Consider the following 16690-nt stretch of genomic DNA (forward strand, 5'->3'; position numbering starts at 1 on the left):
GCCTTAGTTTTTAATTTCATTTATCTTGAAACTTCACCTTTCCGGTCCTGAGAATAAATTACTTAAGGATACGATTAAAATAACGGGTTCAAAGAGTGAATCTAACCGTTCACTTTTACTATCGGCACTATATCCCGGTATCAAAATAGAGAACCTTTCAAATTCAGATGATGCCCAAGTCATGGAAGCAGGGCTAACTAAGCGGGAAGGTACTGTGGACATTCACCATGCGGGTACCGCTATGCGTTTTCTGACAGGTTATTTTGCGGCACTTGAAGGGAGCGATGTTGTGCTGACCGGCTCTAAAAGAATGACGGAACGACCTATTAAAATTTTGGTCGATGCCTTGAACGAACTCGGGGCCAACATTTCGTATGAGAAGGAAGTAGGGTATCCGCCTCTTCGCATCAAAGGGAAAAAGCTATCCAAAAACCGGGTAAGTCTGCCGGCCAATATTAGTAGCCAATATATTTCTTCACTATTGTTGATAGCACCCAGTTTGGAAAATGGTCTTGAGCTGGAACTTGTTGGGAAAATAACCTCTGTACCCTATATAAATATGACCTTGGGTTTACTGAATGAAATTGAAATAGAAACTAGTTTTCAAGGGAATACGATTTCGGTTAAACCCAAAGCATCGGTCAACCCTGTTACCTTGGTAGTGGAATCTGACTGGAGTTCAGCGTCATATTTTTACGGCATCGTGGCATTATCGGAGGTGGGGACGGAAATTACATTATCGGCCTACAAAAAAAATAGTCTCCAAGGCGATAGCGTGCTTCAGGAGATTTATACCGATTTTGGTGTGGAGACCTCCTTCGGAGAAAACAGGATTACATTAAAAAAAGTTTCCAATAATCCTACCTCCTTTATTGAATGTGATTTGGCAAATGCCCCGGATATCGCCCAGACCATCGCGGTTACGTGTTTTGGAAAGGGAATCGGTTGCCACCTGACGGGACTTCATACCCTAAAAATCAAGGAAACCGATAGATTGGAAGCCCTAAACACCGAGCTTACAAAACTGGGAGCGGATATTTCCGTAACGGACAAAACGCTTACCCTAGGGACTTCAACCCTAATGAACAGCGAAGTTGCCATAGATACCTACAATGACCATAGAATGGCCATGGCCTTTGCTCCCTTGGCCTTGAGAACTTCATTGGTCATCAACGATGCCATGGTGGTTACAAAGTCCTATCCCGATTTTTGGAACGATCTTCAAAAACTGCATTTTAAGGTGCGGGAATTATAATTTATCTTTTACTTGACAACCCCCTGTTATGGGTCGTATATTTGCAGCCGCAAAATGCAATACAATAAATAGCTAAATGAAACCCTCATCCAGGGATTTGTTATGATACGTTAAATACCTCTACAAAAGGAAATGTTTAAATATCAAGCTATTGACCTAATATTAAACGAATGAAACTATCCAATTTTAATTTTGAGCTTCCCAAGGAGCTATTGGCAGAACATCCGTCCGAGAATAGGGATGAATCCAAATTAATGGTCATAGATACCAAAACTGGTAAAATTGAGCATAAAATGTTCAAGGATATGATCGATTATTTTGATGAGGGCGATGTGATGGTACTCAACAACACGAAAGTTTTTCCGGCTAGATTGTACGGTAACAAAGAAAAAACAGGGGCCCGTATCGAGGTATTTCTTTTGCGCGAGCTCAACGAGGAGCAGCGCCTTTGGGACGTTTTGGTAGATCCTGCCAGAAAGATCAGAATTGGAAACAAACTGTATTTTGGAGATGATGAAACCTTGGTCGCCGAGGTTATCGACAACACTACATCCCGTGGTAGGACGTTGAGGTTCCTTTACGATGGTGCTTATTTGGATTTTAGAAGAAAACTTAGGGAACTGGGCGAAACCCCGTTACCCAAATACATAAAAAGGAACGTGGAGCCTGAGGACGAGGAAAGGTACCAGACCATATATGCCAAGCATGAAGGTGCGGTAGCTGCCCCAACGGCGGGACTTCATTTTTCAAAACACTTGTTGAAAAGGTTGGAAATCAAGGGCATAAATTTTGCCGAACTAACCTTACATGTTGGACTTGGAACATTTAACCCGGTTGAGGTAGAAGATCTATCCAAACATAAAATGGATAGCGAGGAGTTGATCATTGATGAAAAGGCCACTGAAGTAGTCAATAATGCCATTGCCAAGAAAAAACGAATCTGTGCCGTGGGAACCACTGCCATGCGAGGATTGGAAAGTGCAGTTTCTTCCAATCGCACCTTGAATACGTTTGAAGGGTGGACCAATAAATTCATTTTTCCTCCGTATGAGTTCAGCATTGCCAATTCGATGATCACCAATTTTCATTTGCCAAAATCTACGTTGCTGATGATGATATCGGCTTTTATGGGCCATGATTTAATGAAAAAGGCTTATAAAGAGGCGATTATGGAAAGCTATAGGTTTTATTCCTATGGCGATGCCATGCTCATTTTACGGTAATTAGCCTTAAATAGTTTAGACCGACGATGTAAATCCCGCTTTATCAGTCCGTTGAAAAGCGGGATTTTTGTCGATAGGCATTACAACTTTCATATGGAAAGCAAGAAAAGGGACATTAGGGCATTGACCAGGGAACAGCTTCGGGATTTTTTTGTATCCCACGGAGACAAAGCGTTCCGGGGCAATCAAGTGTATGAATGGCTATGGCAAAAATCCGCGCATTCTTTTGATGTAATGACCAACTTGTCCAAGGCGACCAGGGATATGTTGGAGGAGAATTTTGTAATCAACCATATTCAGGTAGATCAAATGCAACGCAGTTCCGACGGAACTATAAAAAACGCGGTTCGGTTGCATGACGATTTGGTGGTGGAGTCGGTTTTGATTCCTACCAAAACACGGACTACGGCCTGTGTATCAAGTCAGGTAGGTTGCAGTCTGGACTGCAAATTTTGCGCTACGGCCCGTTTAAAACGGATGCGAAACCTGAATCCAGATGAAATCTACGATCAGGTAGTGGCCATAGATAATGAAAGCCGATTGTATTTTGACAGGCCCTTGAGCAACATCGTATTCATGGGAATGGGAGAGCCGTTGATGAACTACAACAATGTATTGAAGGCCATTGAAAAAATAACGTCTCCAGAAGGATTGGGCATGTCCCCAAAGCGGATTACCGTTTCTACTTCAGGCGTTCCAAAGCTCATCAAAAAAATGGCCGATGATGCCGTGAAGTTTAAATTGGCTGTTTCTCTGCATTCCGCCGTTGACGAAACCAGAACGTCTATAATGCCCTTTAATGCGACGTTTACATTGGCCGACCTAAGGGAGGCACTGGTATATTGGTACCAAAAGACCAAAAGCAGGATTACTTATGAATATGTGGTCTGGGAAGGCATTAATGATCAGCGAAAGGATGTGGATGCCCTGGTCGAATTTTGCCGATTTGCCCCGTCCAAAGTCAACCTGATCGAGTATAACCCCATTGATGACGGTGATTTTCAACAGGCCTCCAATAAAACCATTGAGATGTACGTAGAAACTTTGGAGAAAAACGGAATCACGGTGACGGTTAGAAGGTCCCGGGGTAAGGATATTGATGCGGCCTGCGGACAGTTGGCCAATAAGTCGGGAAGTTAAAAGTTAAAAGTGAGAAATGAAAAGTCTTTTTGCAAACAGCTAACCCCTAATTCCTATTCCCTAATTACTGCTTAATCCCCTCTTTTCCCTAATTTTGACATTCTAAGCCAGACTGCTTGAAAATTGTATCTCAAATAAAGGAACCGATCACCCGGGAAATGGATCTCTTTGAAACCAAATTCCGGGATTCCATGACCTCTAAGGTTGCCCTCCTCAATAGAATTACGTATTACATCGTCAACAGGAAGGGCAAACAGATGCGACCCATGTTCGTTTTTCTCACGGCCAAATTATTGAACCACGGGGAGGTAAACGAGCGGACGTATAGAGGGGCTTCCGTTATCGAATTGATACACACGGCTACTTTGGTCCACGATGACGTAGTGGACGAAAGCGACAAGCGTCGCGGTTTTTTCTCTATCAATGCTCTTTGGAAAAACAAAATTGCCGTTTTGGTGGGAGATTACCTCTTGTCCAAAGGACTGTTGCTTTCCATTGATAACGGTGATTTTGATCTACTCAGAATTATTTCCGTTGCCGTAAGGGAAATGAGCGAAGGAGAACTGCTACAAATAGAAAAGGCCAGAAGATTGGATATTACCGAAGATGTATATTACGATATCATACGGCAAAAAACCGCAACTTTGATCGCAGCCTGTTGCAGCCTTGGCGCTTGTTCAGTAAAACCCAATAGTCCCGATGTGGAAACTTTCAGGAAATTCGGAGAATTATGTGGTATGGCTTTTCAGATAAAAGATGACCTTTTTGACTATGGGGAGGAGAAAATAGGGAAACCGACCGGAATCGATATCAAGGAGCAAAAAATGACCCTTCCGTTGATCTATGCTTTGAACAACTGTTCAAAAAAGGAAAAGGGCTGGTTGATAAATTCGGTCAAGAACCACAACAAGAACAAAAAACGGGTAAAGGAGGTCATCACCTTCGTCAAACAAGTAGGCGGCTTGGAATATGCCGTTGCCAAAATGCTCCAATTTAAGGACGAGGCCCTTTGCTTGCTGCATCAATATCCAAAATCAGATTACCGGGATTCCTTGGAACTCATGGTAAATTATGTGGTAGAGCGTAAAAAGTAATTTCTATTTTGGCTACTTTGTAATCCGGATATCCACTAACAACAGGACTCCCGTACTAATTAATGAACCATTACAGTACCGTACCTCTACATGAATCAAATTTTCTTTTGGACAGGTAGTTGAGACCCTATTTTAATTTTAGTACTACTTAATAAGAATTATAATGGTTGGCATGCTCTATTGAGAATGAAAACCTGTCAGGTCTAGACAACAAAGGTGTGATAGCCCATCAAGGTTTATTTAAAACGATAGTTATCGATTTATTTAATTTTTTTTTGATTTCTGGGCAACCAAATAGACTTGGTAAGCGTCTATGTAAATAGAAGACCATAAAGGATTTGAAAATTATACCCTTTTATAGAAACGAACGGCAACTGATACAAAAGGCCATTAATGGGAATAGGGAAGCCCAAAAGGTTTTGTATACCCATCATGCCCCAAAGATGCTTAGTGTCTGTAGACAATATATAAAGGATATACATTTTGCTGAGGATGTGATGATTCAAGGTTTTGTAAAGATGTTCAAACATTTGGACACCTTTAAATTTGAGGGAAGCTTTGAAGGTTGGGTGCGGAGGATTATGATTCGGGAGAGTATTTCCTTCCTTAGAAAACAGCAATTCGTAGTTTATGACGATGAAGTGTATGTGGAGAATCAATCCAATTCGTCCGAACTCGTTTCCGATTTGGATACGGAACACATCCAAAGACTTATAGACGCCCTTCCACAAGGCTATAAAATGGTCTTTGTACTGTATACCATAGAAGGATACAAACATCAAGAGATTGCCAAAATGTTGGATATTACGGAAAGCACCTCCAAATCCCAACTTTTTAAGGCCCGGAAAATGCTCCAAGAGCAATTACAGGAACAAAATATTATTGGGTATGGAACCAGATAAGTTTGAAAAGTATATTAAAAGCAAGTTGGAAGAAAGGAGAATCGCTCCTTCGGATGGGGCTTGGGAAAGGATTTCAGGTCAATTGGAAACCTCAACGGAGCAACGAAAAAACGGTTATTTCTGGATGGGAATAGCGGCAAGTTTTATCCTACTTTTGGGAGCCTCGCTTTTTTTCTTTACCCAATCTGAAGAAATTGAAGGGATATCCCCGAATATCGTGGTCGATGTAGAACAGCCCAAAATCATTGAACAAAACTTGGAATTCAAGGACTCCACTGTTTTTGAAATTACACGGCCCGAAGCCTTTGTAGTAACTAAAAATGAGGAAACAAAAGGGAATCAGGATGGAGACCTAGGGCCAACGTCACAGGGCCAGCAGGGGTCGGCTCAAGAAATGGACATGCTAGTTTCCAATAAGCCCAAGGCACCTTTGGAGGATGAAATTATTCCTACGGTCCCCGTGGAAATTCTAGATGCAAAAATCGCTGAGGTCATCGCCCAGGTAAATGTCATGGAACTTCATGGAAATATAACGGATGCGGAAGTGGATTCCCTTTTAATAAACGCACAAAAGGAAATCCTGAGTCAAAAATTACTTGAAAATAATACTACGGTCAATGCTATGGCCTTGTTGACCGAGGTGGAGGAAGAACTTGATCAATCCTTCCGAGACCAACTATTTGAAACCTTAAAGGCCGGTTTTCTGAAGGTTAGAACGGCCGTAGCCGACAGGAACGACTAAATCATTTAATCATTTATTATTTATTTATTGAGCTCTGTATTTTACTACAGGGACTGGAGTTTATTCACTTGCCCTGAGCGAAGTCGAAGCAACGGGTCAATCAAAATCAAAATCGAAAAAAGAAATGAAAACAATTACAACATTTGTCTTGCTATGTATCACCTTGTTCGTGGTTCAATCAATCTCCGCACAGGAAGATTATGAAAAAAAGGTAAAAGCCCTGAAGAGTCAAAAAGAAAAAGTAACCGAACAGGAAAAGGAGGCCTTGAAAGTAGAGGTTTCGGAAATAAACAAGCGACTTGAGGATGGAATAATTTCTGAGGAAGATGCCCAAAAACTAAAAGAGGAAGCGGCAGAAAAGCGTGCTTTGAATATAGAAAACAGGCTAGCGATTATCGATAATCAGATTTCCTTACTGCAACGTAATGAAGGGATTTTGTTCAACGACATCCAAGTAGATTCCGTACCCGAGGGTCAAATACGAATAGGTATCGATATTGGGGGAAAGCCCGCGGAAAGCTACGTTTTTAACACCAATTATTGGAAACGGGATTTGAGATATGATAGACGTACGTATTCTGATTTTGTTCTTGCAACAGGCTTTAACAATGCCATTATCGACGGTCAATCCCTGAACGATTCTCCATATCAGTTAGGAGGGAGTCGGTTTTTTGAAATGGGTTGGCAGTGGCGGACCAGGGTGTTTGAAAATACCAATTTTCTAAGGTTGAACTATGGGTTTTCATTCCAGTTCAACGGTCTTAAGATGAAGGACAATCAGTATCTTGTTCTAAACGACCAAGGTGTTGCCGAGCTTCAACCGTTTCAGTTTGATCTTGACAAATCCAAATTTAGGATGGACAACCTTGTATTTCCCGTTCATTTTGAATTCGGTCCCTCAAAATTAAAACAAACGGAGAAAACCATAAGATATTCCCTTCGCAATCAGTTTCGTTTGGGAATAGGGGGTTATGGAGGTTTTAACATCGGTACAAGGCAAAAACTGAAATACGACCAAGATGGCAGCAGTGTGAAAGATAAATTGAAAAGGGATTACAATACCAACAACCTTATTTATGGTATAAGTGCCTACGCGGGCTTTGACGGTGTGTTGCTATATCTCAAATATGACCTTAATCCAATTTTCAAGAATGCGGCCATTGAACAAAGAAACGTGTCCTTGGGTCTGCGTTTCGATCTCTAAATTATATGATTATTTGAATTGGTGAGGGCATACCTGTACGGTATGCCCTTTTTTAATTTGTGAGCCTTTTCATTTCCTCTGAAAATTCATCTGGGTAGTACACTCGTTTGCAATGGCTACATTCCACCATTTTCGATGCCGAAATCTTGAAAAGTTTTATCCAAAAAACATGAAAGTAATTTCCTGAAATATAAGATGTTAAGGTACCTATTTGATTGCAATAAGGGCAGGTTAGGTTATCCAGGTTTTTGATTTCTGTTTTTCCGGGCCGTGTACCAAAGAAAAGAATCATGTCAAAGGTATCTAAAGCAGTTCAAAAGAGGCATGAAGAAAGTACGTGCGTTTCTTCAGCGTGTTGCCGTAATAAAGCGATTCGTTTATTTCCTGATTGTTTCCGTCGCTTATATAGACAGCCTTTCCTATGGATCGTCCTATCTTTTTGGCGATGGCCTCTGCTTTCTGTTTTGCGTTCTCATAGGCTCTCTGTGCATAGTCGGCCATTTGGCTATCGGTCAAAGTCGCTTTCATGGACGTTTCGGAACGGGATACGCCCAAGGCCTTAACTTGAAGAAAATTCTGCATCTCTTCCAAAGAATCCGTAGTGAAGGTCAAGATTACTCCATCTTTTTCATATCCCATCAATGCGTAGGACAAAGGGTCATTTTTCAGTTTTGACAAGTCCAAACCTGCCTGCCCCAGTTTGTCCTTATAAGTTTTTATTAACTCTTCAAGGCTAACCGTTTGTGTGTCGTAGTAGACGTTATTGAGGCTTACGATCATGCTACTGGTATAGGTAGGTTCAATTTCGTATTCGTAGGCTCCATTGACGTTAATGGAGTTTGGGGTTTCCTGTGCTAGAATTGTATTAAAAAAGCAAAAGGACATAAGAAGCAAAAATGATTTTTTCATGTTTTTCTGTTTTCAGAGATAGTACTAAGGTACTACTAGTTTCCATTTTTTGGAATAGGCGTAATTTTTAAAATTGTAGTGGTTCCCATTACCCTCGAAGGAAAGAATATTCACTTCATTTTGATACATTTGATATTCCCTTTTAAACTCAAGGAGCAAAAACACTGATTCTAGATGATTTCCAAAACCACGATTGATCAAGTTTATGAGACGGCCCGTTTGGAGGAAGTGATCGGAGATTTTGTGCAATTGAAAAAATCCGGTTCCAATTTTAAGGGACTCAGCCCATTTACCGATGAACGTACCCCGAGTTTCATGGTTTCCCCGGTCAAACAGATATGGAAGGATTTCAGTAGCGGAAAGGGAGGTAACGTGGTGGCCTTTTTAATGGAACACGAACATTTTACCTATCCGGAAGCTATAAAATATCTGGCAAAAAAATACAATATAGAGGTTGAGGAGACAGAACAGTCCAACGAGGAGAAGGAGCAGGCCAATGAACGTGAGAGTATGTATTTGGTTTCAGAATATGCAAGTACCTACTTCCAGAACATACTTTGGGAGTCGGAATTTGGAAAAGCCATAGGACTTAGCTATTTCAAGGAGCGTGGCTTTACGGAGGAGACCATTAAAATATTCGGTCTGGGATACTGTCTGGACCAATGGGACGGTTTTACCACAGCGGCACTCGACCAAGGCTATAAATTGGAATACCTGGAAAAAACAGGACTTACAATAGTCAAAGAGGATACCAATTACCCGAACAACCCAAAAAAGTTCGATCGGTTCAAAGGAAGGGTCATGTTTCCCATTCATTCCCTTAGTGGCCGGGTCTTGGGTTTTGGCGGACGTATCCTGACCAATGACAAAAAAGCGGCGAAATATCTGAATTCGCCGGAGAGCGATATCTATCACAAAAGCAAGGTGCTCTATGGTATTTACCATGCCAAACAGGCCATTGCCAAGGAGGACAATTGTTTTTTGGTGGAGGGTTATACCGATGTTATCCAGTTTTATCAACGTGGAATCCACAACGTGGTTTCTTCCAGTGGTACGGCTTTGACCCCGGAGCAAATCCGATTGATAAACCGGTTGACGAAAAACGTTACCGTACTTTTTGATGGGGATGCCGCCGGTTTACGGGCTTCGTTGAGGGGTGTGGATTTGATCTTGGAACAGGGAATGAACGTGCGTATCTGTACGTTTCCAGAAGGTGAGGATCCGGATAGTTTTGCCAAGAACAATGAATTGGACGAGGTAGAACAGTTTTTAAAGGACAATTCCAAGGATTTTATAAGGTTCAAGGCCTCATTGCTAGTTAAGGAAGCATCGGATGACCCCATAAAAAGGGCCGATACCGTACGCGATATCGTAAACAGTATTTCGAAGATTCCGGACCGGATCAAAAAGGAAATCTATGTGCAGGAATGTGCACAGATCATGAACATTTCAGAAAGTGTGCTCTTCAGTACCTTGGCGCAAATTGGAAAAAAGGACCAAGCCGATGCCCTAAAGCAGGAAAAACAGAAGCAGAAGGCCTTTGATGTGGTGCGGAGTGAGCCGGTTGGTGGAAAATTGGATGTGCAATATGAACTGGAACGCAAGATTATTGAAAGCCTTTTGTTATATGGGAATAGGAAAGAGGAGTTTGAAGACCTGGTTTTAAAGGAAAACGAAAGCGGAGACTTGGTTTTGGAACCGGAATCGCTTGAGATCAAAGTCTACGAAAAAGTGTACTTGGATTTACAGGAAGATGAGATAGAGTTGGCAAACCCAACATTTAGGGACGTATATTACAAGTTGATTGCCGCACTGAATGAAAATGAGGATTTTAAGGTCAGTGATTTTATCGCCGCCTTGGAACAGGAAATGGCCAATGAAGTATCGTCCATTCTCATGGAAGAGGAAAAATATGCCCTACATAATTGGGAACGTAAGGATATCTACCCAAAGGAAAAGGGGAGTGGTATCGCCCAATTGGTCAGTGAGACCATCCTTACCCTACGTTGTTTCTTGATAAAAAAAAGGATGCAGGCCCTGCAAAATGAAACCGAAACCCCGGAGCAGGACAATAAGGAAATTTTGGAGGAAATAATGAACTACCTACAGTTAAATAAGCTGTTGAACCAAAAGCTCAATAGGGTACTATCGTAAGGTACTCAACGAAAAAGACCCACATTAATGGCGGGTCTTCTTTATAATGTCAAACTATTTTTTAATAGAGTTCCAAGGCTTTGGCTTGCTGAAGCAAATCTACCATATTGTCTACGTTCAATTTTTTCATTAAACGAGCTTTGTAGGTACTTACGGTTTTTTCGTTTAGATTTAAACCTTGGGCAACCTCTTTGTTTCTTTTTCCACTGGCCAACAATTTAAGCACCTCAATTTCCCTTGTGGATAGTTTACGGAAGAACCTTCTAGGTTTTTTGGTTCCTTCATCAAAGGCCAATCTTTGGGCCAACTCATTGGTTATGAACATACTACCTTCACTAACTTTTTTCACCGCCGAGATGATATAATCCACATCAGAGGCCTTGGATAGATATCCAAAAGCTCCTGCCCTAATGGCACTAAGTGCGTAGACATCCTCAGATTGTCCACTGTACATAAGTACTTTTACGTTGGGATAATCTTTTTTAATTTTTCTTAAAGCGGCAATTCCGTTCATCTCCGGAATGTCCATTTCAAGCATTACAACATCGGGGGTTACAATCTGTAGTTTTTGGAAAAGCTCTTCAGTGGTGGAAACATCGTCCACCATTTCAAAACCATTAGCGGAATCCAGAACCGCCCTTACTCCCATTCGGATGATAGGATGGTTGTCCGCAATTAAAACTTTTATCATTATGTTGTTTTTTCAAGATAGTTTAGTCGGTTTAGCTTTTTAAGGAAAAAGAGTACATGCAATGTAGGACTAAAATATCAAATTTAGAAAGCAAAGATGTACTATTTTTCTAAAACGCGATCAAAATCGAATTATTATTCGATTTATTAACCTGATTAATAGGTGAGTGGTTATTTAATGGATTCTGGAATTATACAAACTGGGATGGGTTCCATTTTATGACGGTTCATGGTATTGAATCTTGTGAAGATAGCAAAAACTTCTTTGTCCCTTCCCGTGAAATCGTCCAGGGTTTTGCCTTCGTTCTTCATCCGCATGGCCCATTCCAGTTCTGGGTAGGACGCCCCAATCTGGTCTTCGTCCGTTCTGTCATCGCCCCAAAGGCCATCGGTGGGAGCCGCCTTGATAATTTCTTCGTTAACGCCCATTTTTTTTGCAATCTCATAGACTTCGGTCTTTAACAAGTCGGCAATCGGACTTAAATCGACACCGCCATCCCCGTATTTTGTGTAGAATCCAACACCAAAGTCTTCCACCTTGTTGCCCGTTCCGGCCACCAGATACTTATGCAATGCGGCGAAATAATAAAGACTGGTCATACGCAGCCTGGCCCGGGTATTTGCCAAGGACATAAAGCGCTCCTCCTCGTTCTCCACTTTGGGAAATGCCGCTACGAGGCTATCAAAAACAGGGGTGAGGTTCACGGGTTGCCTGCTCACGTTGGGGAAATTCCTTTGCAACCAATCGATGTGGTTGGAAGCCCTGTCCACTTGATTGGCCGCTTGGTGTATGGGCATCTCCAGGCAAAGAAGGTCCAGACCCGTTTTGGCGCACAAGGTCGAAGTGACTGCAGAATCTATCCCCCCGGAAACACCTATTACAAACCCTTTTTGGTTTGCATTCGTTGCGTAATCCTTCAGCCAACCTACTATGTGATCGATAACTTTTTCCGTTTGCATACCCGTATTAAATTTGTTTGGATCGATTAACTTTGCCTAAAATAAGTTGTCCTTATTTAAAAATAAAATGTATTCGGAAATACTTGGTATGAGAAAACCCATTTTTATCGTTTTATCAATTTTACTGATTTTTATTGGATGTAATGACAGCGATAAGGTCGAAGAGGAGATTTCAAAAGTTCCTATGGACCTTAAAATAGAAAGGTTTGATCGGTTGTTTGCCGATGCCGGGGAAGAAGGCCTCCCTAAATTGCGCAAAATGTATCCTTACCTTTTCCCTGCCCCTGACAGTGTTTGGGTGGCCAAGATGAAGGATTCACTACAAATTGAGCTGTTTCAACAGGTAGGTAATACCTTCAATAGTTTTGAGGACGAGGAAGAAGGGCTGGTGGATCTTTTCAGACATATCAAGTATTATTTTCCCGAACAGCAAACCCCTAAAATCATCACCGTTACCAATGACGTGGATTACGATAACCGGATCATCTTGGCAGATACCTTATTGTTCATTGGCTTGGACAACTATCTAGGTTCCCAACATAAATATTACGGCGGTTTTCAACGGTATGTTGCAAAAATTTTGGACCGAAAGTTTATGGTGAGCGATGTAGCAAGTGCTTTTGCCAAAAAAGTGGTTCCCAGACCCAGGGACCGGACTTATATGGCCCGAATGATTTATTTTGGAAAGGAACTTTATTTAAAGGACAAACTGATGCCTTATGCCAAGGACGAGCTCAAAATCGGATATACAGCAGATGAAATTGATTGGGCCGTGGCCAATGAAGAACCCATCTGGAGAAATTTTATTGAGAACGAATACCTATATAGTACGGAAACCCGATTGAACCAACGATTTTTGGATCCGGCTCCTTTTTCAAAATTTGGTCTGGAACTGGACAATGAGTCCCCTGGACGCTTAGGTAGATATATAGGTTGGCAGATCGTGCGGGCTTTCATGGAAAACAACGAGGTCAATTTGAAACAGTTGATGACCATGCCGGCAGAGGAAATTTTCAAGAAATCCAATTATAAACCAAGAAGCTAGATGGCAGATTTACACGAGTCCGAAATAACCTTGAGAGTAGGGCTGGACGAGAACCGGGTACCGGAAAAACTTTCATGGTCCGCCCAGGACGGAGGCATAGATAATGAGGAAGCCAAGGCAATGTTACTTTCCGTTTGGGACAGTAAAAACCAGGAATCCCTAAAAATCGACCTTTGGACCAAGGATATGCCCGTTGATGAAATGAAGATATTCTTCCACCAGACCTTGGTTTCACTATCGGATACTTTTATGAGGGCCACCCAAGATGAAAAAATGACGGCCACTATGAAGGATTTCTGCGATTATTTCGCGGAAAAATTGGAACTCAAAAAATAGTTGTTATTAGGATTTTCTAAATCGGCCTGTTTTTCTGCGCCTCAAAATATTCTAGGTTTATGGTGTCGATATACGCCAGTACCTCATCCCTTCCTGCTTTCTTACTAGATGATGTAATGAAATAGTGCGGTGCCTCTTCCCACATATCGTTTTGTAAGTAATTTATATAGTCCGCTACGTGTCTTTGAATGGCCATCGGCCTTAACTTGTCGGCTTTTGTAAAAATGATCGAAAAGGGAATGCCATTTTCGCCCATCCACTGCATAAATTCCAAATCAATGGTCTGTGGTTTATGCCTAATATCGATCAAGACAAAGGAACATACCAGTTGTTGGCGCTCTAGAAAATAATTGGTGATATATTTTTGAAAGGTTTTTTTGTCCTTTTTGGAAACCTGGGCATAACCGTAACCGGGAAGATCCACCAAAAACCAATTATTGTTGATCTTAAAATGGTTTATCAATTGGGTCTTTCCAGGCCTGCCGGATGTCTTGGCCAGGTTTTTTCGGTCCGTCAACATGTTGATCAAGGACGATTTTCCAACGTTGGACCTTCCAATAAAGGCGTATTCGGGCAGGGGTTCATTGGGGCATTTGGCAACCTCTGAATTGCTCATCACAAATTCCGCCGATGAAATTTTCATTTGGTTTGGTCTAAAAATTACGCTCCTGTAACCACTTTTCCAATATGGAATTGAACTCCTCCGGATGTTCCATCATAGGTGCATGGCCACATTCCTTGATCCAAAACAAATTGGAATCCGGTAGCAGCTCGTGGAAGAGTTCAGCAACATCGGGTGGGGTTACCGTATCGTTTTCGCCCCATATAATACACGTGGGAGTATGCATTGTGGGTAAATCAGTACTCATGTTGTGCCTAATGGCACTCTTGGCGATGGCAAGTGTTTTGACCAATTTCATGCGGTCGTTAACCGTTGCATAGACCTCGTCCACGATTTCCTTGGTAGCTACTTCCGGGTCGTAGAAAACATCCTGCGCCTTTTTTTTGATGAATTCATAATCGCCCCTTTTGGGATATCCGTCGCCCATGGCACTTTCATAGAGCCCAGAACTACCGGTAATGACCAAGGCCTTCACCATTTCCGGATATAATTTGGTATGTAGCAGACCAATATGGCCCCCCAAGGAATTTCCCAATAAAATAACGTCTTTAAGGCCTTTGAATTCAATGAACTTTTCCAAGTATTTGGCAAAGTTCTTTACATTGGTCTTGAGCATGGGCATATCATATATTGGAAGTTCTGGAACCAGAACTTTATACCCTTTTTTAGGGAAATGATCCGTAACACCGTGAAAATTGCTCAGGCCGCCCATGAGACCGTGCAGGATAATGATGGGAGTTCCTTCCCCTTTTTCAATATACCTGAACTTCCCGTCTTTGATTATTTCGTCATCCATCTACTAGGGTTCTGACATTTGGGCAAATATAGGTATTTAGATAGAATAGCGTGGTATTAATATACCATCCAAAAATGCAGGGTCACGGCCAGTTCATGCGATTAAATTTTTGTTGGAAAATGTCATTGGTGGTGATTTGAAATCAACTTGTGTCAAAAATGCCGCAAAAATTAGCTATTTTATTAACAAAGTGGTTTTTTGTGGTAAAATGTGGTAATAATATTTATATATTTGAGTTATATAAGAAAGGCCAACAATTTTGGAAATCTATTTTTCAGGTGTTTACAACTGCAAGGCGGATGCCAAGGGAAGGGTAATGTTACCTATATCCCTTAGGAATCAAATGGCTCCAATGTTGGGAAACGGCTTTTTTATTAAAAAGTCCTATTACGATGAGTGTTTGGAACTGTATCCAAAGCACGAGTGGGAATCTGAGGTCAAAAAGCTCAATGAAAAGCTAGGGGACAGCAGGAAGGACCGTGAGTTTAAGCGAAAATTTACTTCGGGATTAAGGCAGGTGGAAATAGATTCGGCGGGTAGATTGTTGATTCCCAAGGATGTAATAGGTCTTGTGGATATAAAAAAGGACGTGGTGTTGTCCCCAATGGACCGGCACTTGGAGATTTGGGACAAGGCCACTTATGACGGGGATGTGGAATCTTCCCCAGAGGAAAGGGAGCAGTTGGCCTACCAGGTGAAATATGCAGAAAAGCCGGAAGGGGATGTATCATAATCCGGTTTTGCTAAAAGAATCCGTGGATGGGCTGGCAATCAAGGAAGGTGGCGTGTATGTGGATGTGACTTTTGGCGGTGGTGGGCATTCAAGTGAAATATTGAAAAGATTGGGCGAAACAGGAAAGTTGTTTGCTTTTGATCAAGATGAGGATGCGCAATTGAATCGGTTGGATGACGGTAGATTCGTGTTGATCAGTGAAAATTTCAGGTATCTGACCCAGTTTTTAAAGTTCTATGGCATACGGAAAGTGGATGGGATCCTGGCGGATTTCGGGGTATCCTCACACCAGTTCGATGAAGCGGTAAGAGGTTTTTCCACCAGGTTTGACGCGGCCTTGGATATGAGGATGAGCAAGCGCAACGCCCTATCCGCTAAAGAAGTGGTTAACGGTTATTCCTATGATGAGTTGAGGCGCGTGCTTTTTGAGTACGGGGATTTGAGAAATGCAAATGCCATGGCGAACACCATACTGTTAGAAAGGGAGCGTGAACCTATAAGTACTACGGAACAATTGAAGGAGGTGCTAAAGAAGTTTTTGCCGGAGCACAAAAGGCACAAAATTTTGGCACAGGTCTACCAGGCGATTCGTATTGAGGTGAACCAAGAGGTGGCGGTCATCAAAGAGTTTTTGGAGCAAGTGCCGGATCTTTTGAATATAGGGGGTAGGTTGAGTGTGATCAGCTACCATTCACTGGAAGACCGTTTGGTGAAGAGGTTCATAAGGGCCGGGCAGTTTGAGGGAGAGCCCGAAAAGGATTTTTACGGCAACACCAATGTGCCTTTGAAAAAAGTAGGATCGCTTATCGTCCCAAAAAAGGAGGAAATAGCGAATAATAATAGGGCAAGAAGCGCAAAGCTTAGAATCGCTGAACGTATATAATT

The 16690-nt window shown here is 41.9% G+C and carries 18 protein-coding genes; 12 read left to right on the forward strand and 6 right to left on the reverse strand.

What is annotated here, in order from left to right:
* Positions 1–25 precede the first annotated feature (25 nt).
* The 7 genes from PP181_RS14045 (at position 26) to PP181_RS14075 (ending at position 7560) form a co-directional block, all read left to right on the forward strand.
* On the forward strand, positions 26–1255 hold the full coding sequence (locus PP181_RS14045) for a 3-phosphoshikimate 1-carboxyvinyltransferase (protein ID WP_272637565.1): 1230 nt from the start codon (positions 26–28) through the stop codon (positions 1253–1255).
* A 170-nt stretch (positions 1256–1425) separates the two neighbouring features.
* Positions 1426–2478, forward strand: a complete 1053-nt coding sequence (gene queA, locus PP181_RS14050) for a tRNA preQ1(34) S-adenosylmethionine ribosyltransferase-isomerase QueA (protein ID WP_138259320.1) — start codon at positions 1426–1428, stop codon at positions 2476–2478.
* 93 nt (positions 2479–2571) lie between these two features.
* Complete coding sequence (rlmN, locus tag PP181_RS14055) at positions 2572–3618, forward strand: 23S rRNA (adenine(2503)-C(2))-methyltransferase RlmN (protein ID WP_272637566.1); 1047 nt, start codon at positions 2572–2574, stop codon at positions 3616–3618.
* A gap of 116 nt (positions 3619–3734) precedes the next feature.
* Complete coding sequence (locus PP181_RS14060; RefSeq protein ID WP_272637567.1) at positions 3735–4712, forward strand: polyprenyl synthetase family protein; 978 nt, start codon at positions 3735–3737, stop codon at positions 4710–4712.
* A 338-nt stretch (positions 4713–5050) separates the two neighbouring features.
* Positions 5051–5614 carry an RNA polymerase sigma factor gene (locus tag PP181_RS14065; RefSeq protein ID WP_272637568.1) on the forward strand — a complete coding sequence of 188 codons (564 nt, stop codon included), beginning with the start codon at positions 5051–5053 and terminating at the stop codon, positions 5612–5614.
* Entirely contained in the window at positions 5601–6356 is a 756-nt protein-coding gene (locus tag PP181_RS14070) for a hypothetical protein (RefSeq protein WP_272637569.1), read from the forward strand. Before PP181_RS14065 ends, PP181_RS14070 begins: the two co-directional genes overlap by 14 nt.
* A 124-nt stretch (positions 6357–6480) precedes the next feature.
* Positions 6481–7560 (forward strand): coiled-coil domain-containing protein, encoded by a 1080-nt coding sequence (locus PP181_RS14075; protein ID WP_272637570.1) that lies wholly within the window; start codon positions 6481–6483, stop codon positions 7558–7560.
* A 52-nt stretch (positions 7561–7612) separates the two neighbouring features.
* Here the strand turns inward: PP181_RS14075 and PP181_RS14080 are convergent, their stop codons facing one another.
* Positions 7613–7852 carry a zinc-ribbon domain-containing protein gene (locus PP181_RS14080; RefSeq protein ID WP_272637571.1) on the reverse strand — a complete coding sequence of 80 codons (240 nt, stop codon included), beginning with the start codon at positions 7850–7852 and terminating at the stop codon, positions 7613–7615.
* Between the two features lie 11 nt (positions 7853–7863).
* Complete coding sequence (locus PP181_RS14085) at positions 7864–8469, reverse strand: SIMPL domain-containing protein (RefSeq protein ID WP_272637572.1); 606 nt, start codon at positions 8467–8469, stop codon at positions 7864–7866.
* Positions 8470–8643: 174 nt separating this feature from the next.
* On the opposite strand from PP181_RS14085, the gene dnaG reads away from it, so the two are divergent.
* Positions 8644–10623, forward strand: coding sequence for a DNA primase (gene dnaG / locus PP181_RS14090; RefSeq protein ID WP_272637573.1), 1980 nt, complete (start codon positions 8644–8646; stop codon positions 10621–10623).
* A gap of 61 nt (positions 10624–10684) precedes the next feature.
* Here the strand turns inward: dnaG and PP181_RS14095 are convergent, their stop codons facing one another.
* Both PP181_RS14095 and nadE read right to left on the reverse strand, forming a co-directional pair.
* Positions 10685–11314 carry a response regulator gene (locus PP181_RS14095; RefSeq protein WP_138259329.1) on the reverse strand — a complete coding sequence of 210 codons (630 nt, stop codon included), beginning with the start codon at positions 11312–11314 and terminating at the stop codon, positions 10685–10687.
* Between the two features lie 170 nt (positions 11315–11484).
* Positions 11485–12273 carry an NAD(+) synthase gene (gene nadE, locus PP181_RS14100; RefSeq protein ID WP_138259330.1) on the reverse strand — a complete coding sequence of 263 codons (789 nt, stop codon included), beginning with the start codon at positions 12271–12273 and terminating at the stop codon, positions 11485–11487.
* Between the two features lie 88 nt (positions 12274–12361).
* Here nadE and gldB point away from each other — a divergent pair, with 88 nt between their 5' ends.
* Both gldB and gldC read left to right on the forward strand, forming a co-directional pair.
* Positions 12362–13318: a gliding motility lipoprotein GldB gene (gene gldB / locus PP181_RS14105; protein WP_272637574.1), complete on the forward strand. Its 957-nt coding sequence runs from the start codon at positions 12362–12364 to the stop codon at positions 13316–13318.
* Positions 13319–13654, forward strand: coding sequence for a gliding motility protein GldC (gldC, locus tag PP181_RS14110; protein ID WP_272637575.1), 336 nt, complete (start codon positions 13319–13321; stop codon positions 13652–13654). It begins immediately after the preceding gene.
* Between the two features lie 16 nt (positions 13655–13670).
* Here gldC and yihA read toward each other — a convergent pair whose 3' ends face one another.
* Both yihA and PP181_RS14120 read right to left on the reverse strand, forming a co-directional pair.
* Positions 13671–14297 carry a ribosome biogenesis GTP-binding protein YihA/YsxC gene (gene yihA / locus PP181_RS14115; protein WP_272637576.1) on the reverse strand — a complete coding sequence of 209 codons (627 nt, stop codon included), beginning with the start codon at positions 14295–14297 and terminating at the stop codon, positions 13671–13673.
* A gap of 10 nt (positions 14298–14307) precedes the next feature.
* On the reverse strand, positions 14308–15072 hold the full coding sequence (locus tag PP181_RS14120) for an alpha/beta fold hydrolase (RefSeq protein WP_138259334.1): 765 nt from the start codon (positions 15070–15072) through the stop codon (positions 14308–14310).
* 259 nt (positions 15073–15331) lie between these two features.
* On the opposite strand from PP181_RS14120, the gene PP181_RS14125 reads away from it, so the two are divergent.
* Together PP181_RS14125 and rsmH are read left to right on the forward strand one after the other, a co-directional pair.
* A complete protein-coding gene (locus PP181_RS14125; protein WP_138259335.1) occupies positions 15332–15805 on the forward strand; it encodes a division/cell wall cluster transcriptional repressor MraZ in 474 nt (157 codons plus the stop codon).
* Positions 15774–16688, forward strand: coding sequence for a 16S rRNA (cytosine(1402)-N(4))-methyltransferase RsmH (gene rsmH, locus PP181_RS14130; protein ID WP_272637577.1), 915 nt, complete (start codon positions 15774–15776; stop codon positions 16686–16688). Before PP181_RS14125 ends, rsmH begins: the two co-directional genes overlap by 32 nt.
* Positions 16689–16690 lie beyond the last annotated feature (2 nt).

This window comes from Maribacter sp. PR66 (assembly GCF_028464205.1).
Classification (GTDB): domain Bacteria; phylum Bacteroidota; class Bacteroidia; order Flavobacteriales; family Flavobacteriaceae; genus Maribacter; species Maribacter flavus.

What these genes read in the sequence shown, in the direction of transcription:
- nadE (WP_138259330.1), bottom strand. Translation starts at nt 12,273, where the DNA reads ATGCAAACGGAAAAAGTTATCGATCACATAGTAGGTTGGCTGAAGGAT.
- PP181_RS14085 (WP_272637572.1), bottom strand. Translation starts at nt 8,469, where the DNA reads ATGAAAAAATCATTTTTGCTTCTTATGTCCTTTTGCTTTTTTAATACA.
- PP181_RS14080 (WP_272637571.1), bottom strand. Translation starts at nt 7,852, where the DNA reads ATGATTCTTTTCTTTGGTACACGGCCCGGAAAAACAGAAATCAAAAAC.
- rlmN (WP_272637566.1), top strand. Translation starts at nt 2,572, where the DNA reads ATGGAAAGCAAGAAAAGGGACATTAGGGCATTGACCAGGGAACAGCTT.
- PP181_RS14120 (WP_138259334.1), bottom strand. Translation starts at nt 15,072, where the DNA reads ATGGATGACGAAATAATCAAAGACGGGAAGTTCAGGTATATTGAAAAA.
- PP181_RS14075 (WP_272637570.1), top strand. Translation starts at nt 6,481, where the DNA reads ATGAAAACAATTACAACATTTGTCTTGCTATGTATCACCTTGTTCGTG.
- PP181_RS14070 (WP_272637569.1), top strand. Translation starts at nt 5,601, where the DNA reads ATGGAACCAGATAAGTTTGAAAAGTATATTAAAAGCAAGTTGGAAGAA.
- dnaG (WP_272637573.1), top strand. Translation starts at nt 8,644, where the DNA reads ATGATTTCCAAAACCACGATTGATCAAGTTTATGAGACGGCCCGTTTG.
- rsmH (WP_272637577.1), top strand. Translation starts at nt 15,774, where the DNA reads ATGCAGAAAAGCCGGAAGGGGATGTATCATAATCCGGTTTTGCTAAAA.
- queA (WP_138259320.1), top strand. Translation starts at nt 1,426, where the DNA reads ATGAAACTATCCAATTTTAATTTTGAGCTTCCCAAGGAGCTATTGGCA.
- yihA (WP_272637576.1), bottom strand. Translation starts at nt 14,297, where the DNA reads ATGAAAATTTCATCGGCGGAATTTGTGATGAGCAATTCAGAGGTTGCC.
- PP181_RS14095 (WP_138259329.1), bottom strand. Translation starts at nt 11,314, where the DNA reads ATGATAAAAGTTTTAATTGCGGACAACCATCCTATCATCCGAATGGGA.
- gldB (WP_272637574.1), top strand. Translation starts at nt 12,362, where the DNA reads ATGAGAAAACCCATTTTTATCGTTTTATCAATTTTACTGATTTTTATT.
- gldC (WP_272637575.1), top strand. Translation starts at nt 13,319, where the DNA reads ATGGCAGATTTACACGAGTCCGAAATAACCTTGAGAGTAGGGCTGGAC.